Origin of the sequence: Paenibacillus sp. YN15, assembly GCF_003285005.1 — a bacterium.
GTDB lineage: Bacteria > Bacillota > Bacilli > Paenibacillales > NBRC-103111 > Paenibacillus_AR.
On sequence record NZ_QMFA01000005.1, the window covers coordinates 156,534 to 174,052 of the forward strand.

Sequence of the window (17,519 nt, forward strand, 5' to 3'; positions counted from 1 at the left end):
CGGGATGGAAAACTTTTGGCCCACTCTCTCCATTCCCTCCCCTTATTGTGCAGGCTGGAACAGCTCCAGACGCTCCCCGTTGGGACCGAAAAAGAAGGCGATCCGGGTTCCGCCGAGAATCGTCCGGGGTGTCTCATCCAACAGCCGGATGCCCAAGCCGGAAAGCCTCTCCAGCTCCGCCTCAATATCCGACACCGTAAAGGCGATATGATGGACAATGCCGTTGTCCGGCATCCCCTCCGTGCCTCTGCCGATCAGCTCAATCTCTGTTTCGGGATGATCCGCAAAGGAAAGAAACGACAGCTCCACACCGTTATCCAGCCGTTTGCGGGCAGCCAGGCGGAGGCCCAGCACCTCTGTGTAGAACTTGATGGATTCATCCATGTCGTTGACGTATACGCCGATATGCTCCAATTTTTTAATCATTTTGCATCCTCCATTTTATATTTGTTTTTGGGAGTCCTTTAACAGCTCCACCCGGTTTCTTCCGTTGCGTTTGGCCTTGTACAAGGCCTGGTCCGCTCTGGAGATCATATCCTCCAGCGTGGATCTGCCGAAGCTGTAGTCCGCCCGGTAATCGGCGACGCCGATGCTGACGGTAAGGGGGATTTCCAGCCCTTCCTCCCGGTACGGCTGGTCCCGGAACATCCGGCAGATCCGGTTCCCCAGCTCCACTCCGCCGCCGGCCGCCGGCGCATTGGGCGCCAGCACCAGAAACTCCTCGCCGCCGTAGCGGGACACCATGTCGCAGGAGCGGACGCAGGACATGAGAAGGGAAGCGGCATGGATGATCACCCGGTCCCCCACCAGATGGCCGTAGGTGTCATTCACCTTTTTGAAATAGTCGATATCCATCATCAGAATGGAGCAGGGCTGCCCCGCCCGGCTGCAGGTTTCCACAAGACGCGGCCCTTCGGTCAGAATATACCTGCGGTTGTACACCTCCGTCAGCTCGTCCACTACTGCCGTCAATTCCAGCATTTGAATGGTGGACTTCAGTTTTTTTCCGGCGAGATTAAAATTTTCGCACAGCTGCTGGAGCTCCTCCGGGGCCGAGGAAATCTGGTCATGGGGAATGCGGAAGTCATAATCGCCCGCCCGGATTGTGCTTGTCCCTTGCAGCAGCAGGCGGATGGGCCGGACAATTCCTTCCGTAAACTTGAAGGTGAGGGCAAAGCTTAGCAGCAGCATAATCAAAACAATAACGGCCATAAGCAGCATATCGGTATAGAGGGCCTGAAAAACATTGCTGTGCTTCATCTCGGCGACAACCAGCCACTCCCTGTCCTTGACCCAACCGTATTGGCCCATCACCCGGTCCCCGGCATAGTTGACATAGACTTTGTTGGCGGGGGTCCCCGCTTTGGCCAACCCGGCAATGGGAGAGGTGTCCGCCAGGTTAAGAGGCTCCCCTTCCACCCCCAAAGGGACCGTAATGAACTGCCCGTCCCGGTTCAGCAGGTAGGTTCCCCCGGCGTTGCCGAAATCAAACTGGCTCATCACCTTCTTCAGGACGCCGATGTGGATGACGCCGCAGACAAGTCCGTTGAATTCGTTGTTCCCGTCCATTACGGGAGAGGAGACAAACACAAAAGGTCTGCTGGAATTTTTGCTGATCAGCACATCGGTAATAAATCTTCTCCCCGCCCGCGCTTCCTTGAAGTAGTCCCGGTCGGAGACATCCCCGCTGCTGTCGGGACTCTGGCTCTGGGAGTCTACGGCAATTTGGCCTTGGGCGTCCACATACAGAACAGCTGTATATTCCCCTTCCTCCGACATAAAGGCTTTGAATATCCGGCGGATTTCATCCTTGTCTCCGGTCCTCCCCTTCACGAGACGGGACAATACGCCGATCTGGGTGCTGTGATCCTCAAGCCAGCGGTCGATAAAAGAGCTTTGCAGGCTGATGGCATCCTTCAGCTGTTGTTCGGTCTGCCTTGTTTTGAACCGCGCCTCCGTTAAGGTTGTGCTGATAAGAATGAGGGCTCCCAGCACAACAATAATCAAGCCGACCCAAAACCGGAGCCTTTGCCTCAGGGTGAGCAGCCCTAAACGGCAAGATAATCGATCCAGCAATAGCTCACCTACTTTTCTGCCAAAATGCATGGTCTGCATGTCCCATAAGGGGCCCCCCCAAGGTACCCGTATCCTCGGCATATGCTTATGCCTATTATACGGTTGGCCTCTGCCCCGGGCAATCGACGGCGGCGGGGCCCGCTCCGCCGGCCGCCTTTTTCCCCGCGCTTAGGAGATGTCTGAAGACTCCGAGGGGAGCAGATAATGCCCAAATTTCGTTCCGGGCAAGGCACTTTGGCGCAGGCGTACCGGGGGTGCCTCAAGGGAAAGTAACGATAGCTGGGGGCGAAAAGGCGGGGAAAGCCGCCCTCAAGCGGGTGTTCAGGCACCCTAGTGCTCTGTCAGGATCACAGGCCCCTGGGCGGTGATGGCAATAGTGTGCTCATATTGGGCGGACAAACCCCCGTCCACTGTCCGCGCTGTCCAGCCGTCCGCGTCCACTCTGGCATAATAGGACCCGGTATTCAGCATGGGCTCAATGGTAAATACCATCCCCTCCTTGATCCGCGGGCCTTTGCCCTTGGGTCCGTGATGGGGAACCTCCGGGTCCTCATGCATCTCTTTACCGATGCCGTGGCCGATAAAATCCCGCACAACGGAGTACCCCTCGGTCTCCGCAAAGGTTTGGATGGTATTGGAAATATCGCCGATCCGGTTGCCGGCAACCGCCTGGGCAATGCCCCGGTACAGCGCCTCCTTGGCGGTTTCCAGGAGCCTCCGCGCCTGTTCGCTGACGTTGCCCACGGCATAGGACCAGGCGGAATCCGCCAGCCAGCCGTTGAGATTCACCACCATATCGATGGTGACGATATCCCCGTCGGCAAGCGGCTCCTGCTTGGGGAAGCCGTGGCAGATCACATCGTTTACCGAGGCGCAGGTGGCGTATTTGTAGCCGTGGTAGCCCTTTTGCTCCGGGGTGGCGCCATGCTCCTTCATGAAGCGTTCGGCAAACTGGTCAATCTCCCAGGTGGTAAGCCCCGGGCGGATCATCTTTTCTATCTCGCGGTGGCAGGCGGCCAAAATCCGTCCCGCTGCATGCATGTTCGCGATTTCTTCTTTTGTCTTCAGAATAATCATCTTGGCAGACTCCTTTTTTTCGTTATACTGGGGTAGACCGCTTTGTTAGGGGCTGCGCCCCAAGACAGATTATAGAAATAAGGAGAGAATGTAAACGTGGAGCATCCAGACTTCATCATGCTGCTGTTTTTGGTGGGCGCCGGGTTCGTGGCGGCCTTCATTGATTCCGTGGTAGGCGGCGGAGGGCTTATTTCCATGCCGGCGCTGTTATTTGCGGGGCTTCCTCCCGGCCTGGCTTTGGGGACCAACAAACTGGCGGGCACCATGTCCTCGCTGACCAGTTCGGCCTCCTTCCTGTTTTCCGGAAAAATGAACTTTCGGCTTGTGGCTTGGCTGTTTCCGTTATCGCTCGCAGGAGCGGTGCTGGGTTCGCTTACGGTCCAGCAGATTCCGGCCACCTTCCTGAAGCCTATGGTGGTGGTAATGCTCATCGCGGTAACTCTCTATACATTATGCAAAAAAAGCTGGGGAAATCAAAGTCATTTTGCCGGTCCTACGGGCAGGAACCGGATTGTGCTGATTGGCGGCGCCGTAGCGCTGGGGTTCTACGACGGCTTTTTCGGACCGGGCACCGGCTCCTTCCTTATTTTTCTGTTTCTCCTGCTGGGTTTTGATTTTGTCGGGGCCTCCGCCAATTCCAAGGCGCTGAATCTGGCCAGCAATCTGGGGAGCCTGGCTACCTTCTTCGCGCTGGGGGTGGTTAACGTCCCTTACGGCTTGCCCATGGGCATCGCCATGATCGCCGGGGCCCTGACCGGCTCCCGTCTGGCCATCCGGAACGGCAGCGCCTATGTAAAGCCGCTGTTCCTCGGCGTCACCACTATCTTGATCGGCAAGCAAATATGGGACTTGCTGGCGGGGTAAAGGGCGTGGAGGCTCTGCTGCAGGCCCGATGGGGGCGAGGGGATGAAGGTGATTGGAGCGTTGGAGCGATTGGAGCGTTGGAGCGATGAAGGTGATGGGATGAGGACATGGGATGAGGACGATGGATGAAGGCGATGGATGAAGGCGATTGGAGAACGGATAGCGGAAATGGTTTTCCGTTATTGGCTTCAAAAGCCCCTCCAGCAGGGCGAGTTTGGCGAAATAGCAGAAGTTGGCTTCCGTTATCCTTAACAAGCTCCGGAGCAGGAATAGCGGAAGCTGGGCTTCCGCTATTGGCGCATACTCTCCAGTTTCGGAGGAACTAGTGGGAGTCTGGGCCGTGATGGAAAATTTGATATGGCAGATTAGTTGAGGGAGGTTGGATTATGTTTGCGGTAACGTCGGAGGAAATGCGCAGGCTGGACCGCCGGACCATTGAGGAGATCGGCATTCCCGCCATGGTGCTGATGGAAAATGCCGGGCGGGCCATCGCCGAGGAGGTGCTGCGGCTGGCCGGCCGCGGGGGAAGCGCGGCGGTGCGCGAAGGCGGCGGGGTGCAAGGCGCCGCCGCAGGTTCGGGGGCGGCAGGCGGAGCAGCTGCCGCCGGTGCAGGAGCGGCGCCTGGCGGGGAGCGCGCAGCCGCAGGCGCCGATAGTGCGCTCCCGGCTCGGCGCCGGGAGCGGTGGCTGGTGCTGGCCGGCAAGGGCAACAACGGCGGCGACGGGTTTGCGGCTGCCCGCCACCTGATGGAGGCGGGCGTCGCCGTTGACGTGGCGCTGGCGGTGCCCGCCGCGGAGCTTTCAGGCGAAGCCGCGGCCCAGGCGGCCATTGCCGCCCGCTTCGGCGTGCCGTGCCTGGACGCGTCGGCGTCCGGAGCACCGCTCCAGTGGGAGCGGTACTCCGGCGTCGTCGACGCGCTGCTGGGCACAGGCGCCGCCGGTGCGCCGCGGGAGCCCTATGCGGCGCTGATCCGCGCCGCCAACGCAAGCGGGCTGCCCATTGTGGCAGCCGATATCCCCAGCGGCATGGACGCCGATACCGGCGCCGTCCATGCCCCCTGCATCAGGGCCGCCTCCACCGTGGCCCTGGCCTTCCTGAAGCGGGGGCTGCTGCAGTACCCCGGCGCGGAATACGCCGGGCAAATCACCGTAGCCCCCATCGGCATTCCCTCCCGGCTGGCCCGCGAAGAAGGAGTGGCGGTGCGCTACGTCACCGCCCAAACCGCCGCGGAGGCGCTCTCCCTCGATCCCCTGCGCCCCCGGGCGGCGGACACCCACAAGGGCACCTACGGCCATGTGCTGGTGGCCGCAGGCTCCGCCGCCATGATGGGCGCGGGCCTGCTGTCCGCCTCCGCCGCGCTGCGGGGCGGCAGCGGCCTGGTGAGCTGGGCCCTGCCCGCCTCCCTGACGCCCTTGGCGGTGAACCGCCCTCCGGAGCTGATGCTGGCCCCGCTTACCGAGACGCCCGCGCCTGCTTCCGCCGACGCTGTCGGCTGGTCCGCCGTTGCCCCGCAGGCGCTGCGGGAGTTGGCCAACTCCCGCAGCGCCATGCTTATCGGCCCGGGTTTGGGCCGGTGGGCAGGAGACAGCGCCTGGCTGCGGCGGATCTGGGAAGAAACCGCCTGCCCACTGGTGGTAGATGCCGATGCCCTGAACATGCTGGCAGACGCCCAGGATTTCCGCACTTGGATTGCCCCGGCCAACCGGCCCGCCATCCTCACCCCGCACCCGGGAGAAATGTCCCGCCTGCTGGGCATCCCCACCGCGGAAGTGCAGCGTGACCGCATCGGCTCAGCTATCCGTTTTGCCCGGGAGCACAATGTTGTTCTGGTCCTGAAGGGGGCCCGCACCGTCACCGCCCTCCCCGACGGCCGCGCCTATATCAACGGCACCGGCAACCCGGGCATGGCCACCGGCGGAGCCGGGGATGTGCTGGCCGGGCTGATTGCCTCCCTGCTGGCCCAAGGCTATGCCGCAGGAGAAGCCGCCGCCCTAGGCGTCTACCTCCACGGCGCCGCCGGTGACCGAGCGGCACAACTGCGCCCCGGCGGTTCCGCTTCTCTTCTGGCCGGAGACATTGTGGCACAGCTATGATCCTCCCTTGTCATCATCCCAACCGCCTGAACCGGCCCATAACCTCCACTGTTTCCAGCACATTGACGAAGGACTTGGGGTCCGTCTCGAGAATGGCCTTCCGCAGCTCCGCCAGCTCATAGCGGGTGGTAACCGTCATCAGCATGCAGTTTCCTTCGTGGCTGTAGCCGCCCTCGGCATTGACCACTGTTACCCCATGGGGCAAAAGCTTCAGCCGGGCCAGCATTTCATCCCGCCTTTTGGTGACGATGAAGCAGGTTACTTTAACATGGCGGATATGGATCATGTCCACCACCTTGCTCTTGACGAAGGTACACAGCATGGTGCACAGAGCCAGGTCCCAGCTTTTGAAATAACCCAACGTGAGAATCACCATGCCGTCCATAATAAACAGCACAGTTCCTATGGGAACGTCGCGCTTCCGGGTAATAATGGAGCCCAGAATATCGAAGCCCCCCGTGGAGCCGCCTGCCCGCAGGGAAAAGCCGATCCCTCCGGCAATAATTACGCCTCCGGCAATCGCCGCCAAGATGGGATCGCTGACTACTTTGATGCTGGGCAGCACACTCAAGAACCAGGTAGTGGAGGCTACGGACAGAATGCTCAGGAAAATGTAACGTTTGCCGACGGCAATCAAGCCCCAGATGAGAATGGGCAGGTTCATGCCAAAATAGAACAGCGAAATATATTTGGGATTGCTCAAATACCCGATAACGGAAGCAAGCCCTGCAACACCGCCGGACAATAGCTGATGCGGTATCAGGAACAGCTTCAGCCCGATGGAAACCAGCAGTGCGGATACAACGATCATAACCACATCACGAGCCTGCTTCATAATTCCCTCCATGGAAACTGGGATGGCAAGATTGCGAATGTACATGATAGAATCCCCTTTTTTCTTTTCCTCATGATGGGCAAGGCTAATTTCGGCCATGCCGAAAGCAAATTCTTGGAGGGCATAATAATTTTCCTCTAAGGACGAACCCGCTTCGTGTACAGGCCTCGGCAAAAAATTATTTTATCATGGCGATTATATTTTTTATCGGGTTGGGCGACTATGATTTCTCTCACACTTGATGTCAGGTTATGAATGAGCTTTTTTATCTTGTCGACAGCTCCCGAAAGAAATTTGAAATAGACGAAATGTTATGAAAATAACCCCCGGCAAATCCATCAAAGCCCCGGAAGAAATTCCCGATTTCGCCATTTCCTTTACTGCCCTATTGACGTACAATAAGCCTGTTCGCAAGCCCTTATCTTACCACCCACAGGAGGTTTATCGACCATGCCCTCTTATGATCTGAAATGCCGCTGCGGAAACCAGTTCAACGTCTCCGCCTCCATAAGCGAGCGCACCGGCAAGCGCATCCTTTGCCCGGAATGCGGCAGCAATGAGCTGGAAGCCGTGTTCAAAAGCGTAGGAATTCTTAGCTCGCGAAGATCTCCGGAAATGCCCTCCTGCCCCAATGCCCACGTATGCGGCGGCGGGTGCGCGCATTAACCTGCCGCCGACGCCGGCAGACATGGCAAAGGCCGTCTTCATCCGGGAAGACGGCCTTGTTGCAGTTCTTATAGCGTTATCCCTACCGCCCAATCGGAAGGTATTCCCGGAAATCATAGGAGTAGGGATTGTCCTCATCCGTCATTCCGGGAACGACGGAAGCCAGCTCCCATTGCCCCTCCTCCACCTTCGGAAAAAAGGTATCCGCCGGAAAAGCCTGATGGATCAGCGTCAATAACAGCCTGTCCGCCCGGGGCAAAAACAGCTTGAACACCTCGGCGCCGCCGATAATGAATACCTCGCCTTCTCCCGCCAGCTTCAGCCCCTCCTCCGGCGTAGAGGCCCACAACACCCCTTGGGCATCTGCAGGAGCGGGCCGGCGGCTCAGCACAATATTGGTTCTGTCCGGCAGGGGACGGCCGATGGATTCCCAGGTTTTGCGGCCCATCAGCACCGCGTGGCCGGTGGTGATCCGGCGGAAGCGGGCCAGATCGCCAGGCAGCCGCCAGGGCAGCCGCCCTTCCCGGCCGATGCCGCGGTTTTGGTCCATAGCGGCAATCAGCGTGATCATGCCTGTTCGAAGAAGGCATCCAGCCAGGGCTCCGCCTTCACAACCTCTTCCCGGAGCCGCTCCGCCAGAAGGGCGATTTCCCACTGGGCCCCTCTGCCCGGACGGCGTTTGCTGTAGAAGGTTAAGAGCGCCCGCAAATTGGCGGTCATGGTAATGTTGGTGGACGCCGCGTTGGGGAGAACAAACCGGGCATCCTCCTTGGGTACGCCCAGCTCCGCCAGCTTGTCATAAGCGGTCTGCAGGTTTTCCATCAGCTCGGCGAAATATGCCGCGGCTTCCGGAAGCTCGGCAATCTTCGGCGGCATGACATAGTTGAAGCCGCCCTTCTTTTTATCGGATGCGTCAGAGACATAGCGCTGGGATTGGACGGAGAATCCGAAGCCCACCCGGTGCCGGGTCAATTGGGCCAGCAGCACCCGGGAAACGCCCTCCAGAGCAAAGGTGAAATTGATATGCTCCATGGTGGAGGTGTGGCCGGAGCCGACAATATGGCGGAACAGCCGGTCCGCATCGCTGCCTCCTTGCCCGTCCGAAGCAGTTTGCTGCTGATATCTTCCGTATTCCGCTCCCTCGAACAAATCGCTGGGCTCATTGGGGCTGTAGCAGGTTCTGATTGCCGTAAAGGCGATTTTCCGGGCCTCCGGCGTATGCGCCAGCAGCTCCACGTGCATTTGTATTTGATTTCCCATAAAAACGGCTCCCCTCATTTATATAAATTTCAGACGGATATCCAGAATCTCCGAACGGCTTCCCAGCCGGATGGGGGGCCCCCACAGGCCAAAGCCGGAGGAGACAATGACATGCATGGCTCCTTTTTTCAGGTAGCCCCAATCCAGCTCAAACAATCTCCTTGTGACCAAGTGGGCCGGCGCCATCTGCCCCCTGTGGGTATGGCCGGAAAGCATCAGATCCACCCCCGCCTCTGCGGCAGTTTGCAGCGCATAAGGCTGATGGTCCAGCAGAATCACGGGACGGTCCGGGTCCGTCTCCGACAGAAGCTGGCCGACGCTTTGGCGGCCGCCCGCTTCAATCTGCTCCGCCGCTCTGTCCTTGCGGCCGGCAATATAGAAGCTGCCCTCCACATCCACCACTTGGTCGGTAAGCACCCGGATGCCGATGTCCTTCATTCTGCGGATATACTCGCCGATATGGCCGCCGTAATATTCGTGGTTGCCCAGAGAAGCGTACACTCCCAACGGCGCATTCAGCAGCTTCAGGGACTGGGCCATATTTTCCCGGATAAAAGGCTCCAGGCTGTCATCCAGCACATCCCCCGCCAAAAGAATCACATCGGGCTTCAGCTTGTCCATGGTTTTGGCCAGCTTGACCAGATGGGAATTGCCCACCACAGCCCCCAGATGGATATCCGACGCAGCGGCAATGCGGAGCTCCTTGCGGCCGTCGCCGCAGGCTTTGGGCACCTCCAGCTCATAGCGGCGGATGACCGTTCTCCACGCATTGCGCGTACCAACCAGCATCACCGCCATCAGAATTGCAGCAGCAGTCCATCCGGTACCCAACACCGCGGCGCTCCGCTCCACCCCGGCAAGCCGCAGAAGACCGTAAGCCAGATCAGCCAGAGGCACAAGGATGATCATGTAGAACAGAATGGCCAGCCCGTAGGAGCCGATGATTTTCAGCCCTTTGGCCAGAGGATAGGGCAGCGTCTTCCGGAGCAGCATGGCGGCTATATACGACAGGGCGAGTACGCCGTACCCCAACCAGAACCAGAGGACAGGAATACCGGGAACCGCCTCGCGCCAGAATACCGCCCCGTTCCAGCCCAAATACAGATTCAGTCCTGCAAACACAGCCAACGACAGCACAGCCGAAACAATCATGCCAGGTTTCATATGCTCGGACTCCTATGATTTCGATTATTCCGTATTGTCTCACAACCGATGAAGCAATTACAACCGGACACATATCCGCCGCGGAGATAAAACCAAATGCGGACAAAAGAAGCTTGGCGGCCATCATGGCCTCCGGCAGCACTTTCCTTGATTATTTGTCCCGTGGACGCCGCAAGCTAAATCCGATTCCACCATTCACCCCAAGAGGAGGATGACCGATGGCAAAAAAGACCCTAAAGCAAAAAATGCAGGCCATGGCTGACGAATCCGCCAACGCTCAAGACACCAAGGATGCCAAGCTGACGCAGAATGAGGCCAAATTCCACGTGCCCAACCGGCCTTCGATTTAATTTTCGGCTTCCGTCCGAACGGTCGAGCCGGCGAAAGCCCCGATTCCAGCAAGAAGCTCCAGGACAGCAGGTGTCCGGAGCTCTTTTAACTTTTGGGGAATGGTTTCATGCTTCAAAAATATCGGTCAGCGCAAGCTCCCACCCTGGGAAAATCCCCACCGGGATAACTCCCTTTTTATCATAAGCTTCGCCGTCATCATAATGGCCGTTGTCCTGGAGCTTGTAGACCATCACAATTCGTTCCAAAGGGTACACCATCCAATACTCCTTTACTCCCGAGCGCTCATAAAGCCGCTTTTTCACCGTAAGATCGTATTTCAGGGTACTGGGGGAAATAATCTCCGCTACCAAATCGGGAGCGCCGCGGCAGCCCTGATCGTCCAGCTTGGACGGATCACAGATGACGGACAAATCCGGCTGAACCACTGTATCCGTCTTGTCGTCCCGTTCATCTCCCTTGGGCAGCCGGACATCAAAGGGGGCAACATAAGCCTGGCCTTTCCGGCCTTTCAAAAAGTTTAAAAACATGTTGAACGTCCTGCCCAATATCTCCTGATGAATCCGGTTGGGCGCCGGCGTCATAGCATAAACCTGTCCATCCACCAGCTCTACCCGCTCTCCCTCGGGCCAGGTCAAATAATCGGCGTATGTGTACCGTTTGTTTTCCGGCGGCATACTCATTTGCATTGCCCCTTTTGCCATCAGTCCATTCTTGCCTCTATTTTACCATATCGCCACTAACCCGCTCTACCTCCGCTCTTCCGGAAAAAAACACGGCCCCGCCGCCCATATCTGCCGTCCGGGCAGGGGTCAGGGCATTCACCACCCGCTTCCTCCCTGAGGCATCGGCCCACAGCCCCTGGCTCACCAGGGTGCCGGACAGCACATCCTCACCTACAGCAGCCCGCATGATGCACTCTCCCCGCCGGTTCCAGACCCTGACCATATCCCCTGCGGCAATCCCTTTTGCCGCGGCGTCGGCAGTATTCATATGAAGCAAGGGCTCCTTTTCCAGCCGGACATGCTTGGCATTATTGGAAAAGGTGGAGTTCAGGAAATTGTGGTTGGGCGCCGGCACAAACAGGAAGGGCAGCCCGTCCTCATCCGGCAGGGGCACATATTCCGGCAAGGGCGGATAGCCGTCCTGCTGCATGGCTTTGGAGTACAGCTCAATCTTGCCGCTTGGCGTCGGCAGCTTGCCGGGGAATAAGGGACGCACCCGCCCTTTCACAAAACCTTGCTCCTTCAGCAGCTCATAGGTAATGCCCTCCAGGACCGGATTATTCGGCGCATCCAAGGCTTGCCGGATGATGTCCTCCTCGCTGTCCTGCAGCGCTTGGTCATCATAACCCATAGCTTCCGCCAAAAGACGGAATACCTCCACATTCGACTTGCTTTCGCCGCAAGGCTCCAGCACAGGCTCCTGCAGGTGGATATAGTGATGCCAGTACGATTCGTAGAGGTCCGTGTTCTCCAGCGCGGAGGTTGCCGGCAGCACGATGTCCGCATAACGGGCGGTTTCCGTCAGGAACAGCTCATGAACAACGGTGAACAAATCTTCACGCGCCAGCCCCTCCCGCACCTTATTGGCATCAGGGGCCACAATAGCCGGATTGGAGTTGTACACATACAAAGAACGGATGGGCGGCGTCAGCTCCAGCAGCGCCTGGCCGATATGGTTCATATTGATCCGGCGGGTGGCTTTTTTGAGCAGATCATGGCGCTGCAAGGCCCGTTCATTCAGGGTCAGATAGCCGCTGTTGCTTTTGATGGCTCCCCCGCCTTTATGCAGCCAAGCGCCGGTTATGGCTGGCAGGCAGGAGATGGTCCGCACGTTCATGCCGCCGTTGTCGTGATGCTGCAAGCCGTTGCCGATGCGGATAAAGCTGGGTTTGGCGGTGCCATACATCCGGGCCAGCTTGTACAGATCCTCTTCGGAGACTCCGGTAATGGCGGAGACCCTGGCAGGATCATATGAGCGGACATGCTCCCGCAGTTCCTCCGCTCCCACTGTATATTCCCACAGAAACTCCTCATCCGCCATTCCCTCGGCAAACAGAACATGCATGATCCCCAAGGCCAGCGCGGCATCGGTCCCCGGACGAAGGGGGATAAACCAGTCCGCCCATTTCCCCGTCCGGTTCTTGTGGACATCAATGGCCACGATCACCGCTCCCGCCTTGCGGGCCTCCTCCGCCAGCATAACCTGGTGCATGTTGGTGCTAACTGCGTTGACGCCCCAGAAGATGATCAGCTTGGCGTTTACCGTATCCTCGGGACTGGTTCCCATGTCGCCTCCCATGGTATACCGGTAGCCGACGCCGCCCGCGGCAGAGCAGATGGAACGCTGCAGACGGCTTGCCCCCATCCGGTGGAAAAAACGGCGGTCCATACCCTCGGTGCCCAAATAGCCCATGTTGCCATAAAAGCTGTAGGGGAGGATGGCCTCCGCCCCTTCTTCGGCAATCAGCGTTTTCCAGCGGGAGGAAATCTCGTTGACGGCTTCCTCCCAGGTGATGGGGGTGAATTCGCCGGAGCCTTTGGGACCTGTGCGTTTGACCGGCGTCCGGAGTCTGGCGGGATCATGGATACGTTCGGAAAGATGGCGGACTTTGTTGCAAATCGCCCCTCTGGTGATAGGATGGGAAGGGTCTCCCTCCACCTTGATGATCCGGCCGTCTTTTTTATGGATCAGGAGCCCGCATTGGTCGGGGCAGTCCAGGGAACAGACGGAAGGAAATACGCCGTCGGCGGCAAATCGGGCAGCTGTCATGGTGCTTGTCTCTCCTCATTTTGTTCGGTGATCAAACATGATTTTTTTTCATTATAATCAATCCGTGGGTGCAAAGCGAACAAAGCTGTTATAATAAACCATCCCCCCCAAAAGTGACGGGAAGCTCTGAAGCGGAATCCGGGGGCTTTTGGCGGAAGCCTGTGGACAGGAGAACGCTATGAAACCTTTTCAAAAAGTCTACATCGAAATTACCAGTGTCTGCAATTTATCCTGCAGCTTCTGCCCTCCTACAGCCAGGAAGGCCATGTTCATGGAGCCGGACGCCTTCCGGGATATTCTAAGGCAAGTCCGCCCGTTTACAAACCAGATTTGTCTGCATGTAAAAGGGGAACCCCTGCTCCACCCGTCGATCGGGAGGCTATTGGACATCTGCGCCGAAGAAGGGATGAAGGTTAATCTCACCACCAACGGCACCTTGCTTCCCAAAAAAGGAGCCGAGCTTCTCGGCAAAGAGGCTTTGCGGCAGGTGAATATTTCGCTGCACAGCATGGGGGAGCATCGGGAAAAGGGGGAGGCGTACCAGTTGGACTACCTGCGCCAATGCCTCCGGTTTGCCCAAGAGGCGGCAGGGCACGGTACCTATGTCAGCCTGCGACTGTGGGATGCTCCCCGGACGGAAGAGGCAGGGGGTCTGGAGCTTAACCGGCGGTTGACAGCGATTATGGAGGATACGTTCGCGCTGCCTCCCCTTGCTCTGGAAGCGGCGCTGCCGGGCAAAGGCCTCCGGGTGGCAGACCGGATCTATCTGAACCGGGACTACCGGTTTGAGTGGCCCAGTCTGGACGCCCCGGAGGATGAGGGCAGAGGCTTTTGCCACGCGCTGCGCACCCATGCGGCGATTCTCTGCGACGGTACAGTGGTGCCCTGCTGTCTGGACGGCGAGGGTGTGATTGCCTTGGGCAATCTCCGGAAGCGGCCCTTTGCGGAGATTCTGCAGGGAGAGCGGGCCCGCAGACTGCGGGACGGTTTTTCCGGCAGACGGGCGGTAGAAGAGCTATGCCGGAAATGCGGCTACCGGAAGAAATTTGGCAGTATGTAACCTTCCGTAAACCCGGCAGGAGCAAAAATAGAAATGGCACTTGTCCCCCAGTCCTGATATAATGGTACCAATCGGTTCATGGATCACGTATACCGACACGCGCTCTGTTCTATCCATCCACGCGGGGAGGTTCTTTTATTATGTCCGTCAGTGATCCCATTCTGCTTCAAATTCTGCAAGCCGTCCAGACCCTGGGCGACGATATGCAGACAGTCAAGTCGGATATCAAAGACCTTAAGGGCGACGTCCACACTCTCAAGAGCGACGTCAGCAGCCTTAAGGACGATGTCCACACGCTCAAGGGCGACGTCAGCAGCCTTAAGGACGACGTCCAGACCCTCAAAAGCGACGTCAGCAACCTTAAGGACGACGTCAACACCCTCAAGGGCGATGTCAACACCCTCAAGGGCGATGTCAGCACCCTCAAAGGCGATGTCAACACCCTCAAGGGCGATGTCAACACCCTCAAGGGCGATGTCAACACCCTCAAGGGCGATGTCAACACCCTCAAGGGCGATGTCAGCAGCCTTAAGGACGATGCCCACACCCTCAAAGGCGATGTCAGCAGCCTTAAGATTGGGCAAGGGGAACTGTTTCAGCTGTCCTCGGCGATTCGGAATGCCCAGGAGCTTACCAATGCCAAGCTGGAGGGTTTGACCCTCGATGTGCGGCGGACGGAGGGCAATGTTGTGCGGATCGAGCAGAAGCTGGGGGAAGAAATCCTGGACATGCGGGGCGAAATCCGGTTCCTCAATCACCGGATAGCCGATGTGGAACTGGCCGTGGACAAGCTGAAGGAAAAATGCCTCTAGTACACCCGGTTTTGTTCCCATAACGGAAGCCTTTTTCCGTTATTGGGGGTACCGAACGGCAAATCTGCCGAATAAGGGCAGGAGTTTTCCGCTATTGGCCCCCGCTTAGGCAGAATCGCTGCATCTCCAGCCCGATAGCGGAAATTGGCTTCCACTATGGCACCTATCCTGCTTCTGCAGCAGCATATAGCGGAAAATCACTTCCGTTAATCTGTCCGAGCCAACCTCCGGACCTTCACCCGGGCCCAACCTTTATCGCCTAACCAGCAACCTGCGCTCCACCCCTTATGCCAAACAGCAAACAGCAAACCTCAGCCGCTTCATGCGCAGCTGGGGTTTTTATGCCGGCGAAAACCGCCGGGCCTACGCCATCTCATCCTGCTCCAGCACCACTGCTTCCCGGGCCTTGATCCGGCGGCGCAGCTCACCGGCCGCTTCGCGGCTCAGCTCGCCCAGCTCGTACATGGCCTGCACGGCGTTCCGCTCCGCCTGAATAGCGAAGCCATGCAGCTCCTTGCGCTGCTCATGGAAGGTCGAGTCGTGGCGGTGGGTCACGGCAGATACCCGGTTGAACCGCTCCAGCACCTCCCGGTAATGGCTGATCACCGCGCTCCGTTCTTCCCTATGGGCAGAGGAGCCGTTTTGCTCCAGAAGAGACTGGAGGGCCGCTTCGCTGCTTTTCAGCTTCAACGTTCTTACCGCTTCGAGGTCCTTCCGCTTCCCGGCGAACCGGTCCAAGCCTGCATTGCGGGCGAAAGGATGCTTCAGCCTCCTAAAGAACAGCTTCAGCATCGCCTTCCACATCCGCGCCGGATTGGCCATCAGGACCTCCATCTGGTCCAGCATCCGGAAGAACATGTCCGCCTGCTCCGGCGTAATCCGGCCTTCGTCCAACTGGCTCCGGGCGAATTCCCGCTCCGTGTTTAAAGCGGACAGACGCAGTTGGATTTCCGTTCCCTTGTCCAGCCGTGTTCCTTTGCCGGGGGATTTTTTGCTTTCGGCCTGTCCGATCCATTGCCGGTAATCGGCGATGACAGAGGAGACAGCCGCTTCGTTCTCTTCAGTGGCCTCATAACGGACAGCCTGGATGGCGGCGGTCAACACCTTGACCTGCGCCTCCTCCAGCAGCGACTGCCCCTGTGCGGCATCCTTTCTACGGGCAAGCAATGGCAGAAACAGGCTGGCCGACAACAGCGACAGCAGAATGACCACCGCGGCGAGGAAAATGATCAGATCCCGTTCCGGAAACGGCGTTCCGTCGTTAAGCACCAGCGGAATAGAAAACGCACCGGCCAGGGTCACGGCTCCCCGCACACCGGACACGGAGGTCATCAGCAGGATTTTCAGAGAAGGCAGCTCCGATTTGCTGCTTCCTTTCCCCGTTCTGGTGAAAACAAGGGTCCACAAAAACCGCAAAACCAGTAGGATCGCAAATATGGCCGCGGCATAACCAAACATCTGCAGATTGTTGAGCAAGGGATTGCGGATGACGGTGATGCTCACATCGGGAATTTGCAGCCCCAGAATAACGAACACCAGACCGTTTAAAATGAACAGGATAACCGACCAGGTATTGGTGGAAACCGTGCTGAGCTGGGAAACGCTGAGCTGGTTATAGGAGGAGTGGGTACGGGAGCGGTCATCCTCCACCGCATGGACAATGCCGCCGGCAACCGCCGCCAGAATCCCCGATACTCCCAGATGCTCGGCAGTCAAATACAGCATAAAGGGCGTCAGCAGCTGGATCAGCATATGAATCGTCACATCCTCCATGCCGAAGCGGCGCAGCAGCTTCCGCAGCCCGATGATGAGAAAGGCCAGAACTGCGCCGAAGAGCAGGCCGCCTACTGAAATCTCCAGAAAGCTGAAGGAGGCCTTTGGCAAAGAGAAAACGCCTGTAATCGCCGCGGCAATGGCAAATTTGAATGCCACCAGACCGGAGGCGTCATTCATCAAGGCCTCTCCCTCCAGCAGGCGCATCAGGCTTTTCGGCAAATGGAGCCGGCCCGCAAGCGAGCTCACCGCCACTGCATCCGTAGGCGACAGAATAGCCGCCAGGCCGAAGGCCGCTGCAAGAGGGATGGAGGGAATCATCCAATGGATGGCATAGCCCACTGCGAACACGGTGACAAATACCAGCCCTACCGCCATCAGCAAAATTGGCGCCCGGAGCCGCCACAGCTCGTCCCTGGGGGTATGTTTGCCGTCATTGTACAAAAGCGGAGCAATAAACAATACAAAGAACAGCTCCGGCTCCAGCTCCAGATGCACCCCGGAGGGGATCATCGCCACCAGAGCGCCAAGAGCAATTTGAATCAGGGGCACCGGAATCATCGGCAAAAACCGGTTCACCACATTGGATACGCCGATTAGGCCAAGCATGACCAGCACCGCCAGAAAAATCTCCATTCTCTACTCCTCCGCCGTCATCTGTCGTAAAAAAGGTCGATTCTTCCATTATACCGAATGCTCATTGGCGGCGACAAGGA

16 protein-coding genes are annotated in these 17,519 nt (G+C 58.2%); 6 read left to right on the forward strand and 10 right to left on the reverse strand.

Annotation, left to right across the window (positions count from 1 at the left end):
- Positions 1-42: 42 nt before the first annotated feature.
- The 3 genes from DQG13_RS06480 to map all read right to left on the reverse strand — a co-directional run bounded on the left by DQG13_RS06480 (position 43) and on the right by map (position 3,153).
- On the reverse strand, positions 43-426 hold the full coding sequence (locus DQG13_RS06480; RefSeq protein ID WP_113018931.1) for a VOC family protein: 384 nt from the start codon (positions 424-426) through the stop codon (positions 43-45).
- A 15-nt stretch (positions 427-441) separates the two neighbouring features.
- Positions 442-2,007 (reverse strand): sensor domain-containing diguanylate cyclase, encoded by a 1,566-nt coding sequence (locus DQG13_RS06485; protein WP_181592619.1) that lies wholly within the window; start codon positions 2,005-2,007, stop codon positions 442-444.
- Positions 2,008-2,406: 399 nt separating this feature from the next.
- The gene (gene map / locus DQG13_RS06490) at positions 2,407-3,153 is read right to left on the reverse strand and encodes a type I methionyl aminopeptidase (RefSeq protein WP_113018933.1); all 747 of its coding nucleotides are present in this window, start codon (positions 3,151-3,153) and stop codon (positions 2,407-2,409) included.
- A gap of 96 nt (positions 3,154-3,249) precedes the next feature.
- Here map and DQG13_RS06495 point away from each other — a divergent pair, with 96 nt between their 5' ends.
- Both DQG13_RS06495 and DQG13_RS06500 read left to right on the forward strand, forming a co-directional pair.
- The gene (locus tag DQG13_RS06495; RefSeq protein ID WP_397333943.1) at positions 3,250-4,017 is read left to right on the forward strand and encodes a sulfite exporter TauE/SafE family protein; all 768 of its coding nucleotides are present in this window, start codon (positions 3,250-3,252) and stop codon (positions 4,015-4,017) included.
- A gap of 386 nt (positions 4,018-4,403) precedes the next feature.
- A complete protein-coding gene (locus tag DQG13_RS06500) occupies positions 4,404-6,110 on the forward strand; it encodes an NAD(P)H-hydrate dehydratase (protein ID WP_113018934.1) in 1,707 nt (568 codons plus the stop codon).
- Positions 6,111-6,123: 13 nt separating this feature from the next.
- On the opposite strand, the gene DQG13_RS06505 is transcribed toward DQG13_RS06500, so the two are convergent.
- Positions 6,124-6,957: a YitT family protein gene (locus DQG13_RS06505; RefSeq protein WP_397333944.1), complete on the reverse strand. Its 834-nt coding sequence runs from the start codon at positions 6,955-6,957 to the stop codon at positions 6,124-6,126.
- 438 nt (positions 6,958-7,395) lie between these two features.
- Between DQG13_RS06505 and DQG13_RS06510 the strand changes: the two genes are divergently transcribed.
- On the forward strand, positions 7,396-7,611 hold the full coding sequence (locus DQG13_RS06510; RefSeq protein ID WP_113018935.1) for an FmdB family zinc ribbon protein: 216 nt from the start codon (positions 7,396-7,398) through the stop codon (positions 7,609-7,611).
- Between the two features lie 82 nt (positions 7,612-7,693).
- Here DQG13_RS06510 and DQG13_RS06515 read toward each other — a convergent pair whose 3' ends face one another.
- Genes DQG13_RS06515 through DQG13_RS06525 form a run of 3 tightly spaced genes read right to left on the reverse strand, consistent with a single transcriptional unit; the run spans position 7,694 to position 10,035 of the window.
- Positions 7,694-8,182, reverse strand: coding sequence for a dihydrofolate reductase (locus DQG13_RS06515; RefSeq protein ID WP_113018936.1), 489 nt, complete (start codon positions 8,180-8,182; stop codon positions 7,694-7,696).
- The gene (thyX, locus tag DQG13_RS06520) at positions 8,179-8,871 is read right to left on the reverse strand and encodes an FAD-dependent thymidylate synthase (RefSeq protein ID WP_258525492.1); all 693 of its coding nucleotides are present in this window, start codon (positions 8,869-8,871) and stop codon (positions 8,179-8,181) included. Before thyX ends, DQG13_RS06515 begins: the two co-directional genes overlap by 4 nt.
- Positions 8,872-8,889: 18 nt before the next feature.
- Positions 8,890-10,035: a metallophosphoesterase gene (locus tag DQG13_RS06525; protein ID WP_113018938.1), complete on the reverse strand. Its 1,146-nt coding sequence runs from the start codon at positions 10,033-10,035 to the stop codon at positions 8,890-8,892.
- Between the two features lie 218 nt (positions 10,036-10,253).
- Between DQG13_RS06525 and DQG13_RS31430 the strand changes: the two genes are divergently transcribed.
- Positions 10,254-10,385, forward strand: a complete 132-nt coding sequence (locus tag DQG13_RS31430; RefSeq protein ID WP_258525493.1) for a hypothetical protein — start codon at positions 10,254-10,256, stop codon at positions 10,383-10,385.
- Between the two features lie 105 nt (positions 10,386-10,490).
- On the opposite strand, the gene DQG13_RS06530 is transcribed toward DQG13_RS31430, so the two are convergent.
- The gene (locus tag DQG13_RS06530; RefSeq protein WP_220094334.1) at positions 10,491-11,066 is read right to left on the reverse strand and encodes a Uma2 family endonuclease; all 576 of its coding nucleotides are present in this window, start codon (positions 11,064-11,066) and stop codon (positions 10,491-10,493) included.
- 37 nt (positions 11,067-11,103) lie between these two features.
- Entirely contained in the window at positions 11,104-13,158 is a 2,055-nt protein-coding gene (locus tag DQG13_RS06535) for a molybdopterin-dependent oxidoreductase (RefSeq protein ID WP_113018939.1), read from the reverse strand.
- Between the two features lie 178 nt (positions 13,159-13,336).
- Between DQG13_RS06535 and DQG13_RS06540 the strand changes: the two genes are divergently transcribed.
- Positions 13,337-14,218: a radical SAM/SPASM domain-containing protein gene (locus DQG13_RS06540; protein ID WP_113018940.1), complete on the forward strand. Its 882-nt coding sequence runs from the start codon at positions 13,337-13,339 to the stop codon at positions 14,216-14,218.
- Positions 14,219-14,358: 140 nt separating this feature from the next.
- The gene (locus DQG13_RS06545) at positions 14,359-15,030 is read left to right on the forward strand and encodes a hypothetical protein (protein ID WP_113018941.1); all 672 of its coding nucleotides are present in this window, start codon (positions 14,359-14,361) and stop codon (positions 15,028-15,030) included.
- Positions 15,031-15,393: 363 nt separating this feature from the next.
- Here the strand turns inward: DQG13_RS06545 and DQG13_RS06550 are convergent, their stop codons facing one another.
- The gene (locus DQG13_RS06550; RefSeq protein WP_113018942.1) at positions 15,394-17,439 is read right to left on the reverse strand and encodes a Na+/H+ antiporter; all 2,046 of its coding nucleotides are present in this window, start codon (positions 17,437-17,439) and stop codon (positions 15,394-15,396) included.
- Between the last annotated feature and the right edge of the window lie 80 nt (positions 17,440-17,519).